Source organism: Cryobacterium sp. SO2, from assembly GCF_026151165.2.
Classification (GTDB): domain Bacteria; phylum Actinomycetota; class Actinomycetes; order Actinomycetales; family Microbacteriaceae; genus Cryobacterium.
Genome location: NZ_CP117849.1, coordinates 1,393,449 through 1,417,622, shown reverse-complemented (window position 1 = coordinate 1,417,622; position 24,174 = coordinate 1,393,449). Strand labels below are relative to the sequence as shown.

Sequence of the window (24,174 nt, the reverse complement as noted above, 5' to 3'; positions counted from 1 at the left end):
GCCGATGCCTACTTCGCGGCCTGGTCGCGGCGGGCCGCGATCTTGCTGGGCAGGCTCCACAGCTCGATGAAGCCCTTGGCCATTGACTGGTCGAACGAGTCGCCGGTGTCGTAGGTGGCCAGGTCGAAGTCGTACAGGCTCTGCTTGCTCTGGCGGCCGGTGACGACGGCGGTGCCGGCGTGCAGCTTGAGGCGGATGTCGCCGGAGACGTACTTCTGGGTGTCCTCGATGAAGGCGTCCAGGGACTTCTTCAGGCCGGAGAACCAGAGGCCGTCGTAGACGAGTTCGCTCCACTTGGCTTCGACGCCGCGCTTGTAGCGGGCGACGTCGCGCTCGACGGTGACGTTCTCGAGCTCTTCGTGCGCGGTGATCAGGGCGATGCCGGCCGGGGACTCGTAGACCTCGCGGCTCTTGATGCCCACGAGACGGTCCTCGACGATGTCGATGCGGCCGACACCCTGGTCGCCGGCGAGCTTGTTGAGCAGCACGACGGCTTCGAGCGGGGTGACGGGCTTGCCGTCGACGGCCACGGGCACGCCCTGGTCGAAGGTGATGATGATCTCGGTGGCCTCGCGCGGGATCGACGGGTCCTGCGTGTAGGTGTAGAGGTCTTCGATCGGCGCGTTCCACGGGTCTTCGAGGAAGCCGGTCTCGACGGCGCGACCCCAGACGTTCTGGTCGATGGAGTACGGGCTCTTCTTCGACTGCGCGATCGGCAGGTTGTGCACCGCGGCGTATTCGATGGCTTTGTCGCGGGTGAGGGCGAAGTCGCGCACCGGGGCGAGCGACGTGAGCTCGGGAGCCAGGGCCGTGACGGCGGCTTCGAAGCGCACCTGGTCGTTGCCCTTGCCGGTGCATCCGTGTGCGACGCTGTCGGCGCCGAGGGCGCGGGCGGTGGCGGCGAGGTGCTTGGCGATCAGCGGCCGGCTGATGGCGGAGACCAGCGGGTAGCGCTTCTGGTACAGCGCGTTGGCCTTGAGCGCCGGAACGATGTAGTCGTTGGCGAATTCGTCCTTGGCGTCGATGACGATGGACTCCACGGCGCCGCAGTCAAGCGCGCGCTGACGGATGACATCCATGTCCTCGCCCTCTTGTCCGACGTCGACGGCCAGGGCCACGACCTCCTTGCCGGTGGCGTCCTTCAGCCAGCCGATGCCCACCGAGGTGTCGAGTCCACCCGAATATGCCAGTACAACCCGCTCAGCCATGGTTCTCCTTCATGATGTGTTCTTGGTTCAAGTTTATTGGTGTGGTCTGCTCGGTCGGCGGTTATCGCGCGTTGTGCGCGAGCAGCCAGACGAGCAGGGCCTTCTGGGCGTGCAGGCGGTTTTCCGCCTCGTCCCAGATGATGCTCTGCGGGCCGTCGATAACGTCGGCCGTGACCTCATAGCCACGATCGGCGGGCAGGCAGTGCATGAAGTGGGCGTCCGGCTTGGCCAGACCCATCAGGGCGGCGTCGACGCGGTAGCCGCCGAGCGAGCCGAGCCGGGTGGCCTTCTCCTCTTCCTTGCCCATCGACACCCAGGTGTCGGTGATGACCACGTCGACGCCGGCGACGGCCTCGGCCGGGTCGGTGAAGAGGGCGACGGAGCCGCCGGTCTGCGCGGCGATGGCCTCGGCATCCGCCACGACCTGGGGGTCGGGGGTGTACCCGGCCGGCGAGGCGATGCGCACGTGCATGCCGGCCGTCGCACCCGCGAGCAGGTAGGACTGGGCCATGTTGCACGCGCCGTCACCGAGGAAGGTGAGGGTCTGCCCGGCCAGGTCACCGCGGTGCTCCCGCATGGTGAGCAGGTCGGCGAGCAGCTGGCAGGGGTGGAATTCGTCGGACAGTGCGTTGACGACCGGAACCGTGGTGTTCAGCGCCATCTCTTCGAGGCCGGCCTGGCCGTAGGTGCGCCAGACGATGGCGGCGACCTGGCGTTCGAGCACCCGGGCCGTGTCTGCGGCGGTTTCCTTGCCGCCGAGCTGGCTGTTCGCGGTGCTGATGATCAGCGGGCTGCCACCGAGGTCGGCGATGCCGACGGCGAAGGAGACGCGGGTGCGCGTCGACGACTTGTCGAAGATCACAGCGACGGTTTTCGGTCCGGCCAGGGGCTGGACCGCGAATCGGTCTCGCTTCAGTTCCAGGGCCAGATCGAGGATCTCGGCCTGTTCGGCCGGAGAGATGTCGTCATCGCGCAGGAAATGGCGGGTCACGGGGTCACTTTCGCTGAATTCTTCGGTGGCGTGCAGGATTCCTCCACCTTATCTGTTGGGACGTTAAGCGTTGGCCTACGTCACGCGTTCGCAGAGACGAGCCCTGAACGGGTCACGCTGTCCAGGGCAGCCCGGAAGCGCGTGTCGAAATCGGCCAGCTCGGCGTCGCCCACGATGAGCGGCGGCGCCATCCGGATGCTGGATTCGTTCGCGGCGTTCACGATCAGGCCGGCCTGGTGGGCGGCGGCGGCCAGCTTGAGCGCCACCGGTTCGGTGAGGCCGATGCCCAGCAGCAGCCCGCGGCCGCGGACTTCGCTGATCAGGGGCGAATCGATGCGCGTGATCAGCTCGCGGATCTGTGCGCCCCGACGGGCGGCGTTGCCGACCAGGTCGTCGCGCTCGATCACGCCGAGCACGGCGTTCGAGGTGGCAGTCACGAACGGGTTACCGCCGAAGGTGGAGCCGTGCTGGCCCCGCTGGAACAGATCGGAGGTGGCTCCGAAGGTCACCAGTGCTCCGATCGGGACTCCCCCGCCGATGCCCTTGGCCACCGTGACGGCATCCGGAACCACATTGTCGTGCTGGAAGGCGAACCAGGCGCCGGTGCGGCCGGCGCCGGTCTGCACCTCGTCGATGATGAGCAGCACGCCGTGCTGGGTGCAGAGTTCACGGGCGCGGCGCAGGTAGCCCTCCGGCAGGTCGATGACGCCGGCCTCGCCCTTGACGGGCTCGAGGAACAGCGCGGCCACGGTGTCGTCGATCTCCCTCTCCAGCGCGGCGATGGTGGTCTCGATGTGCTCGACACCGCCGGGCACGGGCTCGAACGGCGCGCGCATGAGCGGCTTGCCGGTGAGGGCGAGCGCCCCCATGGTGCGGCCGTGGAAGGAGTCGTTCAGGGCCAGGATGCGGCGGCGACGGCCGCCGGCAGTGTTGAGCCTGGCGAGTTTGAACGCGGCCTCGTTGGCCTCGGCGCCGGAGTTGCAGAAGTACACCCGGCCCGCGTCGCCGGCGCCGGTGAGGCGTTTGAGGCGCTCGGCCAGCTCGATCTGCGACGGGGAGGCGAAGTAGTTGGAGATGTGCGCGAGCGTGCCGATCTGGTGCCGGGCCGCTTCGACCATGTCCGGATGCGCGTGGCCGAGCGAGTTGACGGCGATACCGGCGAGGAAGTCGAGGTATTTGGTGCCGTTCTCGTCCCAGACGTAGCAGCCCTCCCCGCGCACGAGCACCGCCAGCGGGGGTGAGAGCGTCTTCATCATCGCTGTGTCGTAACGTTCGTGCCAGGTCATGCGGGAACCACCTCAGTGCCGATACCGCTTCCGGTGAAGATCTCGACGAGGATCGAGTGCGGCACTCGACCATCGATGATCGCCGCTTTCGCGACGCCACCCTCGACGGCGTCCAGACAGGCTGTCATCTTGGGGATCATGCCCGATTCAAGATCGGGAAGCAGGGTGCGCAGGGCATCGACGTCGATGACCGACACGAGTGAATCACGGTTGGGCCAGTCGCTGTACAGGCCGGCCACGTCGGTGAGGATCACGAGCTTGGCCGCGTTCAGCGACACGGCGAGGGCCGCGGCCGCGGCATCCGCGTTCACGTTGAGGGACTGGCCGGGAACGTCGGTGTCGGGTGCGATCGACGAGACCACCGGGATGCGGCCGGCATTGAGCTGCGCGAGCACGGCCTCGGGGTCGACGCCGATGACGTCTCCGACCAGGCCGAGGTCGACCTCTTCGCCGTCGATGACAACACCGCGGCGACGGCCGCGGAACAGGCCGGCGTCTTCGCCGCTCAGACCGGCGGCGAGGGGCCCGTGAGCGTTGATGTGGCTGACCAGGTCGCGGTTGATCTGCCCGGTGAGCACCATGCGCACCACATCCATGGCCTCCGGCGTGGTGACCCGGTAGCCGCCGCGGAATTCACTCTCGATGCCCAGGCGGGCGAGCATGGCGGAGATCTGCGGTCCGCCGCCGTGCACGACGACGGGACGGATGCCGGCGTAGCGCAGGTAGACCATGTCCTCGGCGAAGGCACGTTGCAGTTCCTCGCTGACCATGGCGTTGCCGCCGAACTTGACGACGATGATCTGGTCGTGGAACTTCTTGAGCCAGGGCAGCGCCTCGATCAGGGTGGCGGCCTTGACCTTGGCTTCCGCGGGGGTGTTGTCGACGTCGTCGAGCGTGGGCACCTGGGGCGGTGCGGCGGGGATGCCGGTGCTGGTCTGGTCGGCGCTCATCAGCTGGAGTACGCGCTGTTCTCTTCGACGTAGTCGTGCGTGAGGTCGTTGGTCCAGATCGTGGCGCCGGCGGTGCCGGCGTGCAGGTCGATGACCACCGAGACCGCACGCGGGGTGAGGTCGACGAGTTCGCGGGGCTGGTCTGGCTCCCCCGCCGTGCACACCTGGATGCCGTTGATGGCCACGTCGATGCCGTACGGGTCGAACGCCGCATCCGCCTCGGAGATGGTGCCCACCGCGGCGAGCACCCGGCCCCAGTTGGGGTCGTTGCCGTAGATGGCGGCCTTGAACAGGTTGCTGCGCGACACCGCGCGGGCCACGGTGACGGCCTCGGACTCGGCGTGGGCGTTGCGCACCGAGATCGCCACGTCGTGGGAGGCACCCTCGGCGTCGCCCTGCAGCTGCAGGGTGAGGTCGCGGCACAGGTTGGTGAGCGCGGTGGCGAATTCGGCCGGGTCGGCGTCGACGCCGCTGGCGCCGGAGGCGAGCAGGCTCACGGTGTCGTTGGTCGACATGCAGCCGTCGGAGTCGAGCCGGTCGAAGGTGACCCGGGTGGCTTCGCGCAACGCCGCATCCAGCTGGGCGGAGGAGAGCACGGCGTCGGTGGTGATCACCACGAGCATGGTGGCCAGACCGGGAGCGAGCATGCCCGCACCCTTGGCCATGCCGCCGATGGTCCACCCGGCCGGCGACACCTGGATGGCCTGCTTGGGGCGGGTGTCGGTGGTCATGATGGCCTGGGCGGCGGCGAGGCCCGCGTCGGCGGAGGACGCGTCGGCGTTCTTCAGGGCCAGGCCGGCGTCGAAGACTCCGGCGGTGAGCTTGCCGAGGTCGAGCTGCTCGCCGATCAGACCGGTGGAACAGACGAGCACGTCGCCCGCGGAGACCTGCAGCTGCTCGGCGACGGCTTCGGCCGTGGCGTGCGTGGTCTGGAAGCCGATGGTGCCGGTGTAGCAGTTGGCGCCGCCGGAGTTGAGCACGATGGCGCTCACCCGGCCGTCGCGCATGACCTGCTGGCTCCAGATGATCGGGTTGGCCTTGCAGCGGTTGCTGGTGAACACCGTGGCAGCGTTGGCGAGCGGGCCGAGGTTGGCGACGATGGCCAGGTCGAGGCCACCGGACTTCTTGAGGCCGGCGGTGACACCGGCGGCGGCGAATCCGGCGGGGGCGGTGACGCTCACGGGGCAACTCCATTCGTGCTGAGGCCGCGGGTTTCCGGCAGCCCCAGGGCAATGTTGGCGGATTGGATGGCAGCGCCTGCGGTGCCCTTGACCAGGTTGTCGACCGCGGTGACGGTGACGACCCGGCCGGCGGCCTCGTCGACCGCGAGGCCGATGAGAGCGGTATTGGCGCCGAGCACGTCGGCGGTGCGCGGGAACTGCCCTGGCGGCAGCACATGCACGAACGGTTCGTCAGCGTAGGCGGAGACCCAGGCCTCGCGCACAGCGGCCGCGCTGGTGCCCGGCACCACTCGTGCGGTGGCGGTGGCGAGGATGCCGCGCGACATCGGCACGATCACCGGCGTGAACGACACCGTCGGGTTCGTCGCTCCGGCCCAGCGCAGGCTCTGCTGGATCTCGGGGATGTGCCGGTGGGTGCCGCCGACGGCGTAGGGGTTGGCGGAGCCGAGGATCTCGGCGGCCAGGTTGGGCACCTTGAGGCTCTTGCCCGCGCCGGAGGGGCCGACGGCGAGCACGGCGACGATGTCGGCCGCCTCGATCACGCCGGCGAGGATGCCGGGGGCCAGGGCGAGGGCCACGGTGCTGGCGTTGCAGCCGGGCGCGGCGATGCGGCGGGCGCCCACCAGGCGGTCGCGCTGTCGGCCGTCGCCCACGGGAAGTTCGGGCACACCGTAGGCCCAGGCGCCGAAGTAGTCGCCGCCGTAGAACGCGGCCCAGTCGGCCTCGCTCTCGAGGCGGTGGTCGGCGCCGCAGTCGACCACGAGGGTGTCTTCCGGCAGCTGGGCGGTCAGTGCCCCGGAGGCGCCGTGCGGGAGGGCGAGGAAGACGACGTCGTGGCCGGCCAGGGTGGACGCATCCGTGTCGGCCAGCACGAGGTGGGACAGCGAGCGCAGGTGCGGTTGCACGTCGACCAGGCGCTGACCGGAGTTGCTGTGCGCGGTAACCGTGCGCACCTCAAAATCGGGGTGCGCGGCCAGCAGACGCAGCAGCTCACCGCCCGCATACCCACTCGCGCCCGCAACAGCTACCGAAAAGACCATAAATCAAACTTACCCGGCTGCCGCCACCGCCCAAGAATCGCGAAATGCCCCGTTGCGGACGAGTTGCCCCGCTGTGCGGGGGCAATTCGTCCGAAACGGGGCAGCTCGGCGGTGCTTCGGTGGCCGGTTACTCGCGCAGGTGCGCCCCGAAGCGGGCCGCGGCGAGCTGCACGCCGGCCAGCTTCGCGTCGCTGGCCTCAGCGGCGGTGAGGGTGCGGTCGGGCGCCCGGAACCGCAGGGCGAAGGTGAGCGACTTCTGCCCGGTCTCGATGCCCGTGCCGCGGTAGTCGTCGACCAGGTCGATGCTCTCCAGCAGCGCTCCGCTGCCCTCGCGCACGGCGGCCAGCACGTCGCTGGCCGGCACCTGGGCGTCGACGACGAGGGAGAGGTCCTGGGTGGCGGCGGGCTTGGTACCGATCACGGTGGCCTGCAGCTCCCCGGTCACCTGGGCGAAGACCGCGGACAGGTTCAGCTCGACGACAGCGACCACGGCGGGCAGGTCGGCGCCGCGCGCGACGGCGGGCAGCAGTTCGCCCGCGAAGCCGACGGACAGGTCGCCGGCATCCGTTGCCACGAACAGCTCGGCGGTGCGGCCGGGGTGCATGGCCTGGTGGGTGCCCTGGCGCACGAGGATCGGCAGGCCGACGGCCAGGCCGATCTGCCGCACGGCGGTGAGGGCGTCCTGCCAGGACGCCGCGATGGGCGTATGGCCGGGCTGGTGGCGCACGGTGTTGCCGAGCAGCACGATGCCGGCGGTGAACGGCTGCGGCGGGATGCCGGCGTTCAGCTGGGCTTCGAGCTCGCGACTGGGCCGCACGGCGGCCGGCGGCACGACGGCGCTGCCGTAGCTGACGCCTGCTACCGGGCGGAACACCGAGCCGAGCTCGAAGATCGCCAGGTCGGTGGAGCCGCGGGACAGGTTGCGGTGCGCGATCTGCAAGAGGCCCGGCAGCATCGAGGTGCGCATGAACGGCGCCTCGCCGTCGAGCGGGTTGGCCACCTTGATCTGCGGAACCGTGCTGCTGACCGAGTCGCCGAACAGGTTGTTGGCCTTCTCGGCGACGAACGGGTAGGCCAGCACCTCGGTGTGGCCGGTCGCGGCGAGCACGTTGGCGACCGAACGCTTGAGCTGCTGCGTGCGGGTGAGGCCGCGGCCGGGCGGGGCGACGGGCAGCACCGACGGAATGCGGTCGTACCCGACGATGCGGGCGACCTCCTCGGCGAGGGTCCACTTGTCGGTGAGGTCGGGGCGCCAGCTGGGCGCGACCACGGCCAGGCCGGTTTCGGTCTCGGTCATGGAGGCGCCGATCTCGGCGAGCGAGGTGCGCACCTCCTCGCGGGTGTACTCCAGGCCGATCAGGCCGGAGACGAAGCCGGTGGGCAGGTCGATCGGGGTGCGCTCCGGGGTGGCGTCGTGCAGCGAGCCGAGTCCGTCGGCCACTCCCCCGGCGAGCTCGACGAGCAGCTGCACCACCCTGGCGGCTGCCACAGCAGCGACCTCGGGGTCGACACCGCGTTCGAACCGGCGGGACGCTTCGCTGGGCAGCTTGTGCCGGCGGGCGGTGCGCGCGATCGACACCGGGTCGAAATTCGCGGCCTCGACCAGCACGTTGGTGGTGCCCGCGCCGATCTCGGTGGTCGCTCCGCCCATCACGCCGGCCAGGCCGATGGGGCCGGAACCGTCCGTGATCAGCAGGTCTTCGGGGTTCAGGGTGCGGGTGACGTCGTCGAGGGTGACGATCTTCTCCCCAGCCTGCGCGCGGCGCACGACCAGGCCCCCGGTGAGCTTGTCGAGGTCGTAGCCGTGGATCGGCTGGCCGAGTTCGATCATCACGTAGTTGGTGATGTCCACGATCAGCGAGATCGAGCGGATGCCGGCCAGCTTGAGCCGGGCGATGAGCCAGGCCGGTGACGGCTTGCTCGGGTCGACGCCGCGCACAACGCGGGTGACGAAGACGCTCGCGCCGACACGATTGCGGATGGGTGCGGCATCGTCGATCGAGACCGGGAAGACCTCGGTGGACGCCGTCGCGGTCACGGCGAGGGCCGGGTCGCGGAAGGTCGCGCCGGTGGCGTGCGAATACTCGCGGGCGACGCCGCGGATCGAGAACGCGTAGCCGCGGTCGGGCGTGACGTTGATCTCCACGGCGGAGTCGTCCAGGCCCAGCAGGCTGATCGCATCCGTGCCGATCTCGGGGTCGAGACCGAGGCCGCCGAGCACCAGGATGCCGGCGTGCTCGTCGCCGAGGCCGAGTTCGCGGGCCGAGGCGATCATGCCGTCAGAGACGTGGCCGTAGGTCTTGCGCGGCGCGATCGGGAACGGCCCGGGCAGCACGGCGCCGGGCAGGGTCACGACGACCTTGTCGCCGACGACGAAGTTGTGGGCGCCACAGACGATGCCGTGGATGGCCGGGCCGCCGTCTGCGGCGAGTTCGCCGTCCGCGGCGACGCGCACCTGGCACCAGTTGATGGTCTTGCCGTTGGTCTGCACTTCACCGACGAACTCGAGAACCTGGCCCACCACGATGGGGCCGGTCAGCTCGAAGCGGTGGATCTCTTCTTCCTCCAGGCCCACGCTCACCAAGGCGGCGTGCACGGCTTCGGGGGTGGTGCCGGGTTCTAGGTCGACGAATTCGCCGAGCCAGCTCAGGGGAACGCGCATCAGACGGTCATCCCGTACTGCTGGCTGAACCGAACGTCGCCTTCGACCATGTCGTGCATATCCTTCACATCGTTGCGGAACATCAGTGCTCGTTCGACGCCAACGCCGAACGCGAATCCGGAGTAGACCTCGGGGTCGATCCCGGCGGAGCGCAGCACATTGGCGTTGACCATGCCGCAGCCACCCCACTCGATCCAGCGGGCGCCGTCCTTGAAGGTGGGGTGCCAGAGGTCGAGCTCGGCGCTCGGCTCGGTGAACGGGAAGTAGTTGGGGCGCAGGCGCACCTTGGCCTCGTCACCGAAGAGTGCCTTGACGAAGTGGTCGAGGGTGCCACGCAGGTGGGCCATGGTGAGGCCCTTGTCCACGGCGATGCCCTCGATCTGGTGGAAGACCGGGGTGTGGGTGGCGTCGAGTTCATCCGTGCGGTAGACGCGGCCGGGAGAGATCCGGTAGACGGGCGGCTCGTTGCCCAGCAGCGCGCGCATCTGCACGGGCGAGGTGTGCGTGCGCAGCACCAGGTGCGCCTCGGGCGGGTCGATGAAGAACGTGTCCTGCATGGCGCGGGCCGGGTGGTCCTCGTCGAAGTTCAACGCGTCGAAGTTGAACCACTCGCTCTCGAGCTCCGGGCCCTCTGCGACCTCCCAGCCCATGCCCACGAACACGTCTGAGACGCGCTCCTGCAGCAGAGTGAGCGGATGCCGGGCCCCGGCCCGCCAGGTGGAGGCGGCGGCGGTGACGTCCACGGCTTCGGCGGCGAGCTGGGCGGTGGCCTCGGCTTCGACGATCGCGGCTTCGCGGGCGCTCAACGCCTGGTTCACCCGGGCGCGGGCCTGGCCGACGAGTTTGCCGGCGGCGGCCTTCTGGTCGCCGGGCACGCTGCGCATGAGAGCGTTCAGCGCGGCCAGCGGCGAGGCCTCGCCGACGTGCGCCGAGCGCACGGCCTTGAGGGCGGCGGAGTCAGTGGCGGCTTCGATGGCCGCGAGGGCGGCATCGACGGCCGCGGTGACGACGGGTTCGGTTATTTCAGTGGGGGCAGACACGAGACCCAAGTTTAGTGCCCGGCCGCCGCACGGGCTGCGGCAGCCGGCACACCGTGGGCTTTAGAAGCCGCCGCCCGGTCCAGCCGCGTTCGGCATGGGCTCCGGCGCCGGCTCGACGATCTTGCCGGCCTTCGGGCCCGAACGGCGGGCGATGACCCGGGCCAGCCAGGACAACGACATGTTCATCGCGAGGTAGATGACCAGCACGACCAGGAAGAACGAGAACTGGTAACGCTCACCGAAGAAGTTCGGCAGGTTCCGCACGCCCTCGCGCAGCAGTTCGCCGTAACCCACGATGAATGCCAGCGAGGTGTCCTTGAGCAGCACCACCAGCTGGGCGATGATGATCGGCAGCATCTGGCGGAACGCCTGCGGGAATTCGATCCGGAACCGGGTGGACAGCGGAGTGAGTCCGATGGCCAGGCCGGCCTCGCGCTGACCGCGAGGCAGCGATTGGATGCCCGCCCGCAGCGCCTCCCCGATGATCGCACCGTTGTAGAGACCCAGCGCCGCGACACCGGCCCAGTAGGCGCCCGTGGCGAACACGAGAAGGATGAAGAGCATCATCAGAAGCACCGGCAGGCCGCGCACGAATTCGAGGATGATCGTGGTCGGGATGCGTATGGCCCGGTGATCGGCGGACCGACCGAACGAGAACACCACTCCGAGGACCAGGGCGATCACCGCGGCTACTCCGGCCATCCTCAGGGTGGCCAGGACTCCGCGGCCCAGTGCAAGCCACACCTGACGGTCGGAGAAGACGTCCCAGCGCATGGCATCCCACATGCCCGGCTGGACAACGCCGTTGGCGCTGGCCTTGGGTGTGCCCAGTGCCCAGATCAGCCAGGCCAGGAGGGCCAGTACGAGAACAACACCGACAACTGAGATCACTCGCGACCGTGCGCGGGCCTTGGGCCCCGGTGCATCGTAGAGAACCGAGCTCATCGCAGCACCGCCACTTTCTTTTCCACCCTGGCCGCGATCTGGCCGAGTGTGATCGTGATGATCAGGTAGAAGAACGCGACGGCGAGCAGAATCGCGATGACCTCGTCACCGCGGTCGTTGGTGACCCTGCGGCCGACGCCGAAGAGTTCGAAGACAAAGAACGCGCCGGCGACGGACGTGTTCTTCGTGAGGGCGATGAAGACGTTGATCAGCGGGGGAATCACCATCCGCACGGCCTGGGGCATGATCACGTAGCTCAGGGACTGACCGAAGGTGAGGCCGACGCTGCGGGCTGCCTCAGCCTGGCCGACGGGAACGCCGTTGATCCCGGAACGCAGTGCCTCGGCCACAAAGGGAGAGGTGTAGACCGTGAGCCCGATCAGGGCGAGTTGGAAGTAGCCCGGCGAAAACTGCAGGTACGGCAAAATGAACGCGCAGAAGAACAGAACGAGGGTGAGCGGGGTGTTGCGCACAAGCTCCGTGTAGACGGTCGCAAAGGTGCGGAAGGACGCGACCGGCGAGATTCGCAGTGAGGCAACGACGATGCCCAAGACGAGCGCGCCGATGCCGGAGAAAATCAGCAAGCCAAGTGTGTTTCTGAAGCCTTCCAGAAAGAGCGGCAGGTTTTCGATGACAGCGTCCAAGACTCACCTCCTCTGTGTTGGTTCGAGACCGTAGTGGTCGATGTATTTCAGGAGAACAACCGATCGGGGCGGCCGGTGCGGCCACCCCGATCGGATCGAGCTGTACTGCTAGTAGCGGTCGACCGCCGGGGGTTCCGGCGTCTCGAGTACTGAACCCGCGGTGGCCTCCCAGGCTGCTGCCCAGGAACCATCGTCGTAGGACTCTTCCAGAACGTCGTTGATGAAGTCGCGGAACTCGGTGTCGTCCTTGGCCAGGCCGATGCCGTAAGGCTCGGCGGTGAACGGGTTGCCGACAACCTCGAACTCACCGGCGTTCTGGTCGGCGAGGCCGGCCAGGATCACGTTGTCGGTGGTGACGGCGTCGACTTCGCCGCTGCGCAGCGGGCCGAGGCAGTTGGAGTAGGTGTCGGTGGCGATCACGTTGGACGTGTACGCGGCGATGTTCTTCTCCGACGTGGATCCGCTCACGGTACAGACCGTCTTGTCAGCGAGGTCCTCCGGTCCGGTGATCTTCGCGTCGTTGCCCGCCAGAACGAGCAGGTCCTGGCCGGCTTCGTAGTACGGACCGGCGAACGAGACAACTTCCTTGCGGGCGTCGTTGATCGTGTAGGTGGCGACGACGAGGTCGACGTCACCGTTCTGGATGAACGGCTCGCGGTTGGCGGAGACAGTCTCGGTCCAGGTGATGTTCGACGCCTCAATGCCGAGCTTCGCCGCGATGAGCTTGCCGATTTCGACGTCGAAGCCGACCGGGGTGCCGTCCGGACCCTTGAGACCGAACAGGGGCTGGTCGAACTTGGTGCCGATGGTGATTTCGCCGGCTTCGTTGAGCGCGGCCATGGTGCTGCCCTCCGCGAACGTGACATCTTCCTCGACGGGTGCGGCCGAGGACGTGGTGGCGCCGGAATCGGTGCAGCCGGTCAGCGCGAACGCTCCGACCAGGGCGATGGCTGAGATCATTAGACCCTTGTTGCGTCTCATGGTTTCCTCCTGTGTGCTGTGTGTCTCGCCGACCGGTTAGTGGGCAAGTATTTTGGAGAGGAAGTCTTTCGCTCTCGTGCTCTGGGGGTTCGTGAAGAACTTCTCCGGGGTGGTCTCCTCGACGATGTCGCCCTCGGCCATGAAGATGACCCTGTCGGCGGCACGGCGGGCGAAGCCCATTTCGTGGGTGACGACGATCATCGTCATGCCCTCGTTGGCGAGGTCGACCATGACCTCGAGCACCTCGTTGATCATCTCGGGGTCGAGCGCACTGGTGGGCTCATCGAGCAGGATCAGCTTGGGGTCCATGGCCAGAGCCCTGGCGATGGCCACCCGCTGCTGCTGGCCGCCGGAAAGCTGGGACGGCATCTTCTGGGCCTGATTGGCCACCCCGACACGTTCCAGAAGCGCCAACGCCTTCTTCTCTGCGTCGGCCTTGCTCATGCCGCGCACCTTGATCGGGCCCAGCGTCACGTTCTCGAGCACGGTCTTGTGTGCGAACAGGTTGAACGCCTGGAACACCATGCCGACATCGGCTCGGAGCTGGGCGAGGGCCTTGCCCTCTGCCGGCAGTTCCTTGCCGTCGATCGTGATCGATCCGTTGTCGATGGTCTCAAGCCGGTTGATCGCCCGACAGAGCGTGGACTTGCCCGAGCCGCTCGGGCCGATGACCACGACCACCTCGCCGCGGTTGACCGTGGCGTTGATGTTCTTCAGAACGTGCAGGTCCCCGTAGTTCTTGTTGACGTCCGTGATGACGACCAAGGGTTCCCCCGGCGCACGGTGATATTGGACGTCGCCGGTGATGTATCTGTTGGCTCCATACCCCCCAACCTAGGGCAGGGGGCGGCGGCCAGACCACCATTAACCCGGTCGGTAACCCAAATGTAATAGACGCCCGACCGGGAAAGATGCTAGTCGCGCTGGGAAAACGCGCTCTCATACAGGCACACGGATGCGGCCGTCGCGAGGTTCATCGATTCGGCGTGGCCGTAGATCGGAACGCTGATCGCCTTGTCGGCCAGAGCCAGGTCTTCCTCGGTGAGACCTCGGGCTTCGTTGCCGAAAAGCCAGGCCGTCGGAGCGGCGAGCAGGCCGCTGGTGCGGGCCTCGAGCAGGTCGTCGCCCTTGATGTCGGCCGCGAGGATCTGCATCCCGGCGAACTTGGCGCGCTCACGCACGTCGGCCAGGGTGACGCCGACGGCAACGGGCAGGTGGAAGATCGAGCCGGTGGACGAGCGCACCACCTTGGGGTTGTAGAGGTCGACGCTGCGGCCGGTGAAGATCACGGCATCGGCGCCCGCGGCATCCGCTGCCCGGATGATGGTGCCGGCGTTGCCCGGGTCGCGCACCTCTTCGAGGATCGCGATGAGCTTGGGCTCGTTGGCGAAGATCTTCTTGATCGAGGTGGGGAACTGGTGGCACACCGCGACGAAGCCCTGCGGGGTGACGGTGTCCGCCATCGTCTCGAGCACCTGCTCGGTGACGAATTCGACGTCGACGCCCGCGGCCACGGCGGCCTCGGCGATGTCGGTGTACCGCTCGAGCGCGGTGGGGGTCGCGTACAACTCCACGACGAGTTCGGGGCGAAAGGTGAGGGCTTCGGAGACGGCCTGCGGGCCTTCGAGCAGGAACAGTCCCGTCTCGGAGCGGGCGGCTCGGTTCGCAAGTTTCGCGACGGCACGCACGCGAGGAGATCGGGGGTTATCTAGCATGCTCCCAGTTTAGGTGCCGCACACCCCGGCCAGAGAATGCCTCGCCGGGCATGCAAAACGGGAGCGACCGCCGATGGCGATCGCTCCCGTTGAGGAAAAGCTGTGTGACTACTTCGCGACCTTGGGTGCGGAGGTGTCAGCGGGCAGTGCTGCCTTGGCGCTCTCAACGATGGCCGCGAAGGTGGCGGGCTCGGTGACGGCGAGGTCGGCGAGGATGCGACGGTCAACCTGGATGCCGGCCAGGGCGAGGCCTTGGATGAGGCGGTTGTAGGTCAGGCCGTTTGCACGGGACGCAGCGTTGATGCGCTGGATCCACAGGCGACGGAAGTCACCCTTGCGTGCACGACGGTCACGGTAGCTGTAGACGAGGGAGTGAGTGACCTGCTCCTTGGCCTTGCGGTACAGGCGTGAACGCTGACCGCGGTAACCCTCGGCGCGCTCAAGGATTACGCGACGCTTCTTGTGGGCGTTGACGGCCCTCTTTACTCTTGCCATTTTCTAATTCCTTTAGGGGTACGGGGCCTAGTGGCCGAGAAGCTTCTTGATGGCCTTGACGTCGGCCTTGGCGAGAACCTGGTCCTGGTTCAGGCGTGACTTGCGCTGCGTGCTCTTGACCTCGAGGTTGTGGCGAAGTCCGGCCTGCTGCTTCATGATCTTGCCGGAGCCAGTGACCTTGAAACGCTTCTTTGTCCCAGAGTGGGTCTTCTGCTTAGGCATTCTTTTCCTCCTGTTTGGCTGCTTTGTCAGCAGCTCTATGTGCATTGGCCTCTGCCTTGGCCTCTGATTTGTTCTTCAGCGGGCCAATCACCATGACCATGTTTCGACCGTCAATGGTCGGGCTCGATTCCACAGAACCGAACTCCGCGACATCCTCGGCAAATCTCTGAAGCAGACGTACACCCTGGTCGGGACGGGACTGTTCACGGCCACGGAACAGAATCATGGCCTTGACCTTGTCGCCGGCCTTCAGGAAGCCTTCGGCGCGCTTGCGCTTGGTCTCGTAGTCGTGCTTATCAATCTTGAGACGGAAACGAACCTCTTTGAGGATCGTGTTCGCCTGGTTGCGCCGGGCTTCTTTGGCCTTCTGCGCAGCTTCGTACTTGAACTTGCCGTAATCCATGATCTTCGCGACCGGCGGCTTGGACGTGGGGGCTACTTCGACCAGATCGAGGTCAGCCTCCTGTGCCAGGCGCAGGGCGACATCAATCGCCACGACCCCAACCTGTTCGCCGTTGGGACCAACGAGACGGACTTCGGGGACGCGGATACGGTCATTTGTACGGGGATCGCTGATGCGTCTCTCCTCTACTCAAGCATCGTGGCTACAGCCTGACAACGGATGTCGTCCGGAGACGAAGAGGAGACAATCGCGCGCGCAATCCCAAGCTTCAGAACATTTCCTTGTTCCGTCACTCATCAACCACGTGCGGCACCCTATCTACCGTGCAAGCTGGAAACCAGCAAGCGACGGCGGAGTGCAAACTACCCGGTAACCTTTATGAAGCGGTCAAGCGCGGGTGGGAGATTATCCACTTTCGTACCGAGACTTTCATCTCGGAGCCCGGGTAAGCATAGCAGAGGAAACCAGTGAGCGACAATTACGATCAGGACCAATCCAGCCAGGCTACGCGGGACATCGCGGATGTGGCGGCCGTGGAGATCATCACGACCGCGGCGGTGCACCTGATGAGCGCATCGGCGGTCAAGGTCGGGCTCGCCGACGACCCCGAGACCCAGATCGACCTGGATGAGGCGCGCAAGCTGATCACGGCCCTCGCCGGCCTGATCACGGCATCCGCCCCCGACATCTCGGACATGCACGCGCGCAGCCTCCGCGACGGTCTGCGCTCGTTGCAGCTGGCCTTCCGCGAGGCGTCCGCCATCCCCGACCCGATCGGCCAGGGCCCGGGCGAGAAGTTCACCGGCCCCGTCAACTAGGGCTTTCTCTCACACCACGTCGCTGGTCGAGCCTGCCGACGCCGTGCTGAGCCTGTCGAAGTAGACCCCGTGAGACGACCTCACCAGGTCTCGACAAGCTCGACCAGCGAGTGGGGGCGCCACGCGCGCACCTCAGGTTTGGCAGCGCGGGCACCAATAGGTGACCCGCTGCTCGAGTTCGCTGCGGCCGAGTTGGCCGCTCCGGATGCGGGTGCCGCAGCGTCGGCAGGGCTGCCGTTCCCTCCCGTAGACGAAGGTGCGCATGCCCCGGCGCAGATTGCCGGTGGTGGTGCGCTCTGAACGGTCCCGGTTGGCCGTGATCAGCCGGTGGGCGAGCGCCACCAGGCCGTGCAGGTCGGTCACCTCGGTGACGGGCCGGGTGGGCAGCAGCCCGCGCAGGAAACACAGTTCGTTGACGTACACGTTGCCGAGTCCGGACAGGTTGCGCTGGTCACCCAGTGCCACCGCCACCGGCCGCTCCCCCTCCCCGGCGAGCCGGCGCACAGCCTCCGTCGCGTCCCAGTCGGGGCCGAGCAGGTCGGGGCCGAGGTAGCCGAGGTGCTGTTCGTCGTCCGGGGTGGGGAAGAGTTCCAGGGTGCCGAGCTCGAAACCCACGGCCACCCAGTCCGCGGCCTCCAGCACGATGCGGGCCTGGAACGCCGGCCGCTGCCATTTCGTGCCGTGCCGGTAGAGGTGCCAGGTGCCCTCCATCTTCAGGTGCGAGTGGATGCTGGTCTCCCCCACGTGTGCCACCAGGTGTTTGCCGCGGCTGATCACCTCGTGCACGGTCTGGCCGGTGAGGTCGACGGTGGCGAAGGCGGGCACGCGGATGTCGCAGCGGGTGAGCGTGGTGCCGTGCAGGGCCTCATCGAGGCTGCGGGCGCTGCGGTAGACGGTGTCGCCCTCAGGCACTGAGCCTCAACCCCCGCGGCGTTTCGGTGAAGCCGGCGGCGCGCAGGGCATCGCCCACCGTGGTGCCGAGCACGAACTCGGCGTTCACGGTTTCGACGGCCAGCTTGGGTACCCGCCCGCCGGTGACCGTGGCTGCCAGCGACCGGGTGGCCGCCAGCACGGCCTCGGTCGCCGCGGCGCGCGGCGTTCCCGGCCTCGTCGACGTCGCCCGGGCCGGTGCGGATGACGCGGCGCCGGCGGCTGGGGACTCTGCGCCGTTCCCGGCAGCGTCGGTAGCAGAACCGGCAGCGTCGGCATCGGTGGCGGGTGGCGCGGCGGCCGGGTCGAACACCAGCATCGACTTGCCGCCGCGTTCCACGTAGAGCACCAGGTGCCCGTCGACGAGCACCACCAGACCGCCGGCCTTGCGGCCCGGCCGGTGGCCGGTGCCCTCCGGGAGGGCAGGCCAGGGCAGCACGGCCCCGTAGGGGTTGGCCGGGTCGGTCGCGGCGAGGGTCACCGCGGTGACGGCGGACCTGTCGCCGCGTTCGGCGCGTTCCTGCTGGTCGACGTAGCCGCGCATCCGGTCGATGGTGCCGGCCGTGGCGAACTGGGCGGCGCCGAGGCCCTCCACGAAGTACCCGCGCCGGCAGCGGCCCATCTCCTCGAAGCCGCTGAGGGTCTTGTAGACCAGGGCGAAGCCGCCGAGCACGTTCTCCCCCATCACGGCACCGCGGGTGACGACGCCGTAGCGTTCGAGCAGGGTCTCACCCAGGGCGTGCGCGCGCCGGGTGGCCGAGGTGTCGGCGACGGGCACGATCGACCAGCGGCCGGAGACAGTGGGCGGGCCCTGCCGGCTGGGCAGGCTGGGCCGGGGCAGGGCGCGGCCGCGGTGCATCCGGGCCCGGGGAGCGGCGCGGCGGGTGTAGTGTGCGGTCTTGCCGCCGGAGACGAGCGATCGCACCGGGGCGAAGGTGTCGTTGCTGACCAGGCCTGACCAGACCAGGTCCCAGAGTGCGTCGACGAGTTCGCCGTCGTCCTGGCTGCCGACCGATTCGGCCAGTTGGCGGAAGAAGTAGCCGCCGCCTCCACCGAGGGTCGCGAGGATCTCCCGTTGCAGCGGCGTGGTGTCCAGTTCGGTGGGCATCGGCAGGGTGAGCGGGGCGGTGTCGGCCAGGTGCAGGCTCACCCAGCCGTCGTTGCCGGCGAGCGTGCCGGCGCCGGCCCAGAGCACCTCGCCGGCGTTGGTGAGTTCGTCGAGCATGCCCGGGTTGTAGTCGGCCACGCGCGCGGGCAGGATCAGTGTCTCCCAGGCGGAGGCCGGGATGCGGGCGCCCTCGAGCTGTTCGATCACCGACGCGACCCCGTCCACGCCGCGCAACCGGCTGCCCACGTGTTGCCAGGCCGGCAGGAACCGGCCCAGGGTGCTCTGGTCGACGGGCTCGACCTCGTGCCGGAGCGCCGCGAGCGAGCGGCGGCGGAGGCGGCGGAGCACCTCGGCGTCGCACCATTCGGTGCCGGTGCCGTGCGGGCGGAACTCCCCTTCGATCAGGCGCCGGGCATCGGCGAGCCGGCGCAGGGCGCCGAGCGCGATGGCCGTGCCGAAACCGAACCTGGCGGCCACATCGGCCGTGGTGAACGGGCCGTGGGTGCGGGCGTACCGGCTCACCAGGTCACCGAGGGGATCCTTCACGCTCTCGGTGAAGGCCTCGGGGATGCCGGGCGGCAGCGGCACGCCGAGAGCATCCCGCAGCCGGCCGGCGTCTTCGATGACGACCCAGCGGTCCTCGCCGGCGATGCCCACCTTGAGCGCGCGCCGCGCACCGGTGAGGGTGTCCAGGTGCGCCCGGGCCACGGCGACGGATGCCGGCGGCACGGCCAGGGCCGCCGCGGAGTCGGGGTCACCGTCGGCGTCCCCCTCCGGGCTCGTGCCGGTGCCGGTGTGGCTGCCGCTGTCGGCCGGTGCCTGCAGACGCTCGGCGACCTCCACCTCGGTGAGCGGGCCGAGGCCGCGCAGCAGGTCGGCCACGCCCTCGAGCCCGCGGGCGCGACGGTCGGGCGCGAGCCGTTGCAGTTCGGCGTCGGTCTGCTCCATCACCGCAGGGTCGAGCAGTTCCCGCAGCTCCACCCGGCCGAGCAGTTCGGCGAGCAGGCCGGAGTCGATCGACAGGGCCGTGGCGCGGCGTTCGGCCAGCGGCGAGTCGCCCTCGTACATGAACGCGGCCACGTAGCCGAACAAGAGGGCGTTGGCGAACGGACTGGCCGAATCGGTGCTGGTCTCCACCAGCCGGATGGCGCGGCTGGCCACCTGTTTGGCCAGGCCGACGAGGGCGGGCAGGTCGTAGACATCCTGCAGGCACTCGCGAATGGTCTCGAGGATGATCGGGAACGACGGGTACTCGCGCGCCACATCCAGCAGTTGGGAGGCCTTCTGGCGTTGCTGCCAGAGCGGGGAGCGGCTGCCCGGCCGGTACCGGGGCAGCAGCAGCGCCCGGGCGGCGCACTCGCGGAACCTGGAGGCGAACAGGGCAGAGCCGCCGACCTCGTCGGTGACGAGCTGTTCGAGCTCGTCGGGGTCGAAGACGAAGAGGTCGGCTCCGGGCGGTTCGGTCTCGGTGTCGGGGATGCGCACCACGATGCCGTCGTCGCTGGCGACGCAGGCGCCGTCGATGCCGAAGCGTTCCCGCACCCTGGCGCCCACGGCTAGGGCCCAGGGCGCGTGCACGGTGAGGCCGAACGGTGAGTGCAGGATGACCCGCCAGTCGCCGAGTTCGTCGCGGAATCTCTCGACGACGAGGGTCTGGTCGGTGGGCAGGTAGCGAGTGGCCGCACGTTGTTCGTCGAGGAAGGCCAGCAGGTTGGTGACGGCTCGGTCGTCGAGGCCGCCCGCCGAGCAGCGCGCCCGGGCCTCGGCGGGCGACAGGGCGGACACCTCACGGAGGAAGGCGCCGATGGCCGCGCCGAGTTCGGCAGGCCGGCCCAGGCCGTCGCCCTTCCAGAACGGCAGCCGGCCCGGTTCGCCGAACGCCGGCAGCACGAGCACCCTGTCGTGGGTGATCTCCTGGATACGCCAGCTCGTCGCCCCGAGCGCGAAGACGTCGCCGACCCTGGATTCGTAGACCATTTCCTCGTCGAGCTCACCCACCCGGCGGCCGGTGGCTTGGTCGCCGCCCACCATGAAGACGCCGAACAGCCCACGGTCGGGGATGGTGCCGCCGCTCGTGACGGCGAGGCGCTGGGCGCCGGGCCGGCCGGTGAGCAGGCCCGTGTCGCGGTCCCAGATGATGCGCGGCCGCAGCTCGGCGAACTGGTCGGACGGATACCGCCCGGCGAGCAGGTCGAGGGTGGCCTCGTAGGCGGAGCGCGGCAGGGTGGCGAACGGGGCGCTACGGCGCACGGCGTCGAACCACTCTTCGGCGTCGATCGGCTCGAGGGCCACGGCGGCGACAGTCTGCTGGGCGAGGATGTCGAGCGGGTTGGCGGGTACCTGCAGCGACTCGATCATGCCCGACACCATCCGCTCGGCCGCGACGGTGGCGTGGATGAGGTCGGCACGGTGCTTGGGGAAGATGATGCCGCGGGAGACCTCGCCGACCTGGTGCCCGGCCCGGCCCACGCGCTGCAGGCCACTGGCCACCGACGGCGGCGATTCCACCTGCACGACCAGGTCGACCTCGCCCATGTCGATGCCGAGTTCGAGGCTCGAGGTGGCCACCACGCAGCGGAGCCGCCCGGACTTGAGGTCGTCCTCGATCATGGCCCGCTGTTCCTTGCTCACCGACCCGTGGTGCGCACGCGCGAGCAGCGCTTCGGCGCCCTCGCTCTGGCCGCTGCCGCCCATCAGCTCAGCGGGCGGCCGCGACGGCGGTGCCGCGATCGGCCGGGCGGCGAGGGCGGATGCGCCCGCAGCACTGTCAGGGCCGCCGGCGAGCACCAGCTCGGCCTCGTCGGCCGCGGCGAGCCGGTCGGCGTAGATCTCGTTGAACCTGGCGGTGAGACGCTCGGCCAGGCGCCGGGAGTTGGCGAACACGATCGACGACGAGTGCGCGAGCACGGCGTCCACGATTGCTTCTTCCACATGCGGCCAGATCGACCCGGTCTGCGGCGCGGCCGCCGAGGTGGCTCCCTCCGGCGCGGCCACGGCGCCGAGCTGGCTCATATCGTCGACGGGAACGACCACGCGCAGGTCGAACCGCTTCTCGTTCTTGGGAGCCACGATCTCGACCGGGGCGAGGCCGCCGAGGAACCGGGCGACCTCTGAGGCCGGCCGCACTGTGGCGGACAGGCCGATGCGCTGGGCCGGCTTGGCGAGCAGGGCGTCGAGGCGCTCAAGGGACACGGCGAGGTGGGCGCCGCGCTTGCTCGCCGCCACGGCGTGGATCTCGTCGATGATCACGGTGTCCACGCCCCGGAGGGACTCGCGGGCGGCGGAGGTGAGCATGAGGAACAACGACTCGGGGGTGGTGATGAGGATCTCGGGTGGCGTCTTCACCAGGGTGCGCCGGTCGGCCGCGGGGGTGTCGCCGCTCCGCACGCCCACAGTCACGCGCACGGGGGCGAGGCCCAGCCGTTCGGCAGCCTGGCCGATGCCCACGAGCGGGGCCCGCAGGTTGCGTTCCACGTCGACGCCGAGGGCCTTCAGCGGGGAGATGTAGAGCACCCGGGTGCCGGTCGGGGCGGGTGCCGGCGTGGCAGCCGCATCCGTCGGGGCCGCAGTGGCAGTGGCCGGGGTCGTGGACGCCGAGTAGAGCCGGTCGAGCGCCCAGAGGAACGCGGCCAGGGTCTTGCCCGACCCGGTGGGGGCGACGACGAGGGTGTGCGAGCCGCGGGAGATGGCGTCCCAGGCGCCGAGCTGCGCCTCGGTGGGCGCATCGAACGCGCCGGAGAACCACTCGCGGGTGGCCGGCGAGAGGCGCTGCAGGATCTCCGTCATCTTCCTATCCTCCCCGATCCCCCCGACATCGGCCCGAATGCCGCCGCAACTGTTCCCCGTGCGGACAATTGCGCCCGGTGCGCCGGGTGCAATTGTCCGCTTCGGCAACAGTTGCTGCCGCTGCCGGGCTGGCGGATGGGCCGGGGCAGGTCGGATACGTCAGGCGAGGGCGGGACCCGGGCGGACCGGTCAGGCTGAGGCGACGATTTGCACGCGGAGGGAGTCGACCCCGGTGGCGATCACGTCGTCGGCTGCCCAGCGGGCGGCGAGACGGGCGAGGGTGGCATCGAGGTCGGCGCGGCTGAGGCCGTCGACGAGTTCGAGCCGCACGATCAACTCCGGTCCGGCCAGCCGGGCGTGCGGGTCGCCGGCGGTGAGGCTCACCGACAACGCCGCCAGTTCACTCGTGATGGAGTCCTCGAAGGCGGCGGCGACCTGGCGGCTGGCGTAGCTGGGGGTCCACGGCGCGGACTGGGCGATGGCCCAGAGCGCGGGCCGGCGCACGACGAACTCGGTGTCGGCGGTGGGGTCGAGCACCACCAGGTCGGTGTCCTCCTGGGCGGCGGCGAGGGCTACCCGCACCGCGTCGGCGGGCACCGGCCGGGCGTCGGCGTTCCAGGCCTGCATGGTGGCCGCCGAGGAGAACACCGGCAGCACGGCGCGGCCGTCCGGCCCCGCGACGGTGATGATGGAGAGCTCCTGGGTCTTGTCGACCCGGAGGCCGTGCGGGCCGAGGTCGGCGGGCGACCCGTCGTCGCCGCCGAGCGCGGTCACCAGCGGGATGAGCAGCCGCGCCGAGCGGAGGGCGTCGACGACACCCTCCTCGCCGAGTTCCCTGGCCCGGAACCGGCCGAGCGCGTCGAGGAGTGCGGCTGGCGCGAGGCCGTCGTCGTCGGCGAATTCGGTGTCGCCCAGCGACCGGCCGGCCCAGGCTTGGCCGGCGGAGTCCCCAGTCTGGTCGCCGGAGTCGCCGGCGGACGCGTTGGGCCGGCCGGTGGAGCCGAGGTTACGCGCCGGAGACATCCAGCGCCTCGGCGAGGGTGAAGGCGCCCGCGTAGAGGGCCTTGCCCACGATCGCGCCTTCCAGGCCGAGGGGAACGAGCTCGCGGAGTGCCGCGATGTCGTCGAGGCTGGCGATGCCGCCGGATGCGATCACAGGCCGGTGGGTGCGCTCCATGACCTCGCGCAGCAGTTCGATGTTCGGTCCCTTGAGGGTGCCGTCCTTGGTGACGTCGGTGACGACGTAGCGGGTGCAGCCGGCTTCCTCGAGGCGCTCGAGCACCTGCCAGAGGTCGCCGCCGTCCTTGGTCCAGCCGCGGGCGGCGAGCGTCGTGCCGCGCACGTCCAGGCCGACCGCGATCGCGTCGCCGTACTGCGCGATGACACTGGCGGCCCACTCCGGGTTCTCCAGCGCCGCCGTGCCCAGGTTGATGCGCTTGACTCCGGTGCCGAGGGCCGCCTCCAGTGACCTGTCGTCACGGATGCCGCCGGACAGCTCAACGTTCACGCCGCGGAGCTGCTTGATGACCTTCTTGAGCACGCTCGTGTTGTTGCCCCGGCCGAAGGCGGCGTCGAGGTCGACGAGGTGGATCCATTCTGCGCCCTGGTTCGCCCAGTCGAGTGCGGCATCCATCGGGTCGCCGTAGTTGGTCTCGGTGCCGGCCTCACCCTGGGTGAGACGCACGGCCTTGCCGTCCGCCACGTCGACGGCCGGCAGGAGGACCAGTTTCGGGGTCTTGGTGAACTCGCTCATTGGGGGGTGCCTTTTT

The 24,174-nt window shown here is 69.0% G+C and carries 21 protein-coding genes; 1 reads left to right on the top strand and 20 read right to left on the bottom strand.

Annotated features, from left to right (window positions below; all coding sequences use genetic code 11):
• Positions 1 to 8: 8 nt before the first annotated feature.
• From BJQ94_RS06465 to infC, 16 genes are all read right to left on the bottom strand, one after another.
• The gene (locus BJQ94_RS06465) at positions 9 to 1,208 is read right to left on the bottom strand and encodes an argininosuccinate synthase (protein ID WP_066594420.1); all 1,200 of its coding nucleotides are present in this window, start codon (positions 1,206 to 1,208) and stop codon (positions 9 to 11) included.
• Positions 1,209 to 1,269: 61 nt separating this feature from the next.
• Entirely contained in the window at positions 1,270 to 2,199 is a 930-nt protein-coding gene (gene argF / locus BJQ94_RS06460; RefSeq protein ID WP_265399107.1) for an ornithine carbamoyltransferase, read from the bottom strand.
• 80 nt (positions 2,200 to 2,279) lie between these two features.
• Positions 2,280 to 3,485 carry an acetylornithine transaminase gene (locus BJQ94_RS06455; protein WP_265399106.1) on the bottom strand — a complete coding sequence of 402 codons (1,206 nt, stop codon included), beginning with the start codon at positions 3,483 to 3,485 and terminating at the stop codon, positions 2,280 to 2,282.
• Positions 3,482 to 4,435 (bottom strand): acetylglutamate kinase, encoded by a 954-nt coding sequence (argB, locus tag BJQ94_RS06450; RefSeq protein ID WP_265399105.1) that lies wholly within the window; start codon positions 4,433 to 4,435, stop codon positions 3,482 to 3,484. The genes BJQ94_RS06455 and argB overlap by 4 nt, the downstream gene beginning before the upstream one ends.
• Positions 4,435 to 5,616, bottom strand: a complete 1,182-nt coding sequence (gene argJ / locus BJQ94_RS06445) for a bifunctional glutamate N-acetyltransferase/amino-acid acetyltransferase ArgJ (RefSeq protein ID WP_265399104.1) — start codon at positions 5,614 to 5,616, stop codon at positions 4,435 to 4,437. The genes argB and argJ overlap by 1 nt, the downstream gene beginning before the upstream one ends.
• The gene (gene argC, locus BJQ94_RS06440; protein WP_265399103.1) at positions 5,613 to 6,656 is read right to left on the bottom strand and encodes an N-acetyl-gamma-glutamyl-phosphate reductase; all 1,044 of its coding nucleotides are present in this window, start codon (positions 6,654 to 6,656) and stop codon (positions 5,613 to 5,615) included. The genes argJ and argC overlap by 4 nt, the downstream gene beginning before the upstream one ends.
• A gap of 127 nt (positions 6,657 to 6,783) precedes the next feature.
• On the bottom strand, positions 6,784 to 9,318 hold the full coding sequence (pheT, locus tag BJQ94_RS06435) for a phenylalanine--tRNA ligase subunit beta (RefSeq protein WP_265399102.1): 2,535 nt from the start codon (positions 9,316 to 9,318) through the stop codon (positions 6,784 to 6,786).
• Positions 9,318 to 10,358 carry a phenylalanine--tRNA ligase subunit alpha gene (pheS, locus tag BJQ94_RS06430; protein WP_265399101.1) on the bottom strand — a complete coding sequence of 347 codons (1,041 nt, stop codon included), beginning with the start codon at positions 10,356 to 10,358 and terminating at the stop codon, positions 9,318 to 9,320. Before pheS ends, pheT begins: the two co-directional genes overlap by 1 nt.
• Positions 10,359 to 10,418: 60 nt before the next feature.
• On the bottom strand, positions 10,419 to 11,249 hold the full coding sequence (locus tag BJQ94_RS06425) for an amino acid ABC transporter permease (RefSeq protein WP_265399100.1): 831 nt from the start codon (positions 11,247 to 11,249) through the stop codon (positions 10,419 to 10,421).
• A gap of 50 nt (positions 11,250 to 11,299) precedes the next feature.
• Positions 11,300 to 11,947 carry an amino acid ABC transporter permease gene (locus BJQ94_RS06420; RefSeq protein WP_265399099.1) on the bottom strand — a complete coding sequence of 216 codons (648 nt, stop codon included), beginning with the start codon at positions 11,945 to 11,947 and terminating at the stop codon, positions 11,300 to 11,302.
• A gap of 108 nt (positions 11,948 to 12,055) precedes the next feature.
• Positions 12,056 to 12,907, bottom strand: a complete 852-nt coding sequence (locus BJQ94_RS06415) for a glutamate ABC transporter substrate-binding protein (RefSeq protein WP_345893483.1) — start codon at positions 12,905 to 12,907, stop codon at positions 12,056 to 12,058.
• Between the two features lie 57 nt (positions 12,908 to 12,964).
• Positions 12,965 to 13,693, bottom strand: a complete 729-nt coding sequence (locus BJQ94_RS06410; RefSeq protein ID WP_265399097.1) for an amino acid ABC transporter ATP-binding protein — start codon at positions 13,691 to 13,693, stop codon at positions 12,965 to 12,967.
• 149 nt (positions 13,694 to 13,842) lie between these two features.
• On the bottom strand, positions 13,843 to 14,643 hold the full coding sequence (locus tag BJQ94_RS06405) for an RNA methyltransferase (protein WP_265399096.1): 801 nt from the start codon (positions 14,641 to 14,643) through the stop codon (positions 13,843 to 13,845).
• A 108-nt stretch (positions 14,644 to 14,751) separates the two neighbouring features.
• Complete coding sequence (gene rplT, locus BJQ94_RS06400; protein ID WP_265399095.1) at positions 14,752 to 15,138, bottom strand: 50S ribosomal protein L20; 387 nt, start codon at positions 15,136 to 15,138, stop codon at positions 14,752 to 14,754.
• A 27-nt stretch (positions 15,139 to 15,165) separates the two neighbouring features.
• Positions 15,166 to 15,360 carry a 50S ribosomal protein L35 gene (gene rpmI / locus BJQ94_RS06395; RefSeq protein ID WP_066594389.1) on the bottom strand — a complete coding sequence of 65 codons (195 nt, stop codon included), beginning with the start codon at positions 15,358 to 15,360 and terminating at the stop codon, positions 15,166 to 15,168.
• Positions 15,353 to 15,937, bottom strand: coding sequence for a translation initiation factor IF-3 (gene infC / locus BJQ94_RS06390; RefSeq protein ID WP_084020755.1), 585 nt, complete (start codon positions 15,935 to 15,937; stop codon positions 15,353 to 15,355). The genes rpmI and infC overlap by 8 nt, the downstream gene beginning before the upstream one ends.
• A 293-nt stretch (positions 15,938 to 16,230) precedes the next feature.
• Here infC and BJQ94_RS06385 point away from each other — a divergent pair, with 293 nt between their 5' ends.
• The gene (locus BJQ94_RS06385; protein WP_265399094.1) at positions 16,231 to 16,581 is read left to right on the top strand and encodes a DUF1844 domain-containing protein; all 351 of its coding nucleotides are present in this window, start codon (positions 16,231 to 16,233) and stop codon (positions 16,579 to 16,581) included.
• Between the two features lie 132 nt (positions 16,582 to 16,713).
• On the opposite strand, the gene BJQ94_RS06380 is transcribed toward BJQ94_RS06385, so the two are convergent.
• The 4 genes from BJQ94_RS06380 to priA form a co-directional block, all read right to left on the bottom strand.
• Entirely contained in the window at positions 16,714 to 17,493 is a 780-nt protein-coding gene (locus BJQ94_RS06380) for a DNA-formamidopyrimidine glycosylase family protein (RefSeq protein WP_265399093.1), read from the bottom strand.
• On the bottom strand, positions 17,486 to 22,405 hold the full coding sequence (locus BJQ94_RS06375) for a DEAD/DEAH box helicase (protein WP_265399092.1): 4,920 nt from the start codon (positions 22,403 to 22,405) through the stop codon (positions 17,486 to 17,488). Before BJQ94_RS06375 ends, BJQ94_RS06380 begins: the two co-directional genes overlap by 8 nt.
• Positions 22,406 to 22,594: 189 nt before the next feature.
• The gene (locus BJQ94_RS06370) at positions 22,595 to 23,428 is read right to left on the bottom strand and encodes an SseB family protein (protein WP_265399091.1); all 834 of its coding nucleotides are present in this window, start codon (positions 23,426 to 23,428) and stop codon (positions 22,595 to 22,597) included.
• The gene (gene priA / locus BJQ94_RS06365; protein ID WP_265399090.1) at positions 23,412 to 24,158 is read right to left on the bottom strand and encodes a bifunctional 1-(5-phosphoribosyl)-5-((5-phosphoribosylamino)methylideneamino)imidazole-4-carboxamide isomerase/phosphoribosylanthranilate isomerase PriA; all 747 of its coding nucleotides are present in this window, start codon (positions 24,156 to 24,158) and stop codon (positions 23,412 to 23,414) included. The genes BJQ94_RS06370 and priA overlap by 17 nt, the downstream gene beginning before the upstream one ends.
• Positions 24,159 to 24,174 lie beyond the last annotated feature (16 nt).

Bases quoted from the DNA above. Each gene is read 5' to 3' on its own strand.
- pheT (WP_265399102.1), bottom strand. From the start codon at position 9,318: ATGCGCGTTCCCCTGAGCTGGCTCGGCGAATTCGTCGACCTAGAACCC.
- BJQ94_RS06405 (WP_265399096.1), bottom strand. From the start codon at position 14,643: ATGCTAGATAACCCCCGATCTCCTCGCGTGCGTGCCGTCGCGAAACTT.
- BJQ94_RS06375 (WP_265399092.1), bottom strand. From the start codon at position 22,405: ATGACGGAGATCCTGCAGCGCCTCTCGCCGGCCACCCGCGAGTGGTTC.
- BJQ94_RS06455 (WP_265399106.1), bottom strand. From the start codon at position 3,485: ATGACCTGGCACGAACGTTACGACACAGCGATGATGAAGACGCTCTCA.
- rplT (WP_265399095.1), bottom strand. From the start codon at position 15,138: ATGGCAAGAGTAAAGAGGGCCGTCAACGCCCACAAGAAGCGTCGCGTA.
- BJQ94_RS06465 (WP_066594420.1), bottom strand. From the start codon at position 1,208: ATGGCTGAGCGGGTTGTACTGGCATATTCGGGTGGACTCGACACCTCG.
- argB (WP_265399105.1), bottom strand. From the start codon at position 4,435: ATGAGCGCCGACCAGACCAGCACCGGCATCCCCGCCGCACCGCCCCAG.
- BJQ94_RS06370 (WP_265399091.1), bottom strand. From the start codon at position 23,428: ATGTCTCCGGCGCGTAACCTCGGCTCCACCGGCCGGCCCAACGCGTCC.
- rpmI (WP_066594389.1), bottom strand. From the start codon at position 15,360: ATGCCTAAGCAGAAGACCCACTCTGGGACAAAGAAGCGTTTCAAGGTC.
- argC (WP_265399103.1), bottom strand. From the start codon at position 6,656: ATGGTCTTTTCGGTAGCTGTTGCGGGCGCGAGTGGGTATGCGGGCGGT.
- priA (WP_265399090.1), bottom strand. From the start codon at position 24,158: ATGAGCGAGTTCACCAAGACCCCGAAACTGGTCCTCCTGCCGGCCGTC.
- BJQ94_RS06415 (WP_345893483.1), bottom strand. From the start codon at position 12,907: ATGATCTCAGCCATCGCCCTGGTCGGAGCGTTCGCGCTGACCGGCTGC.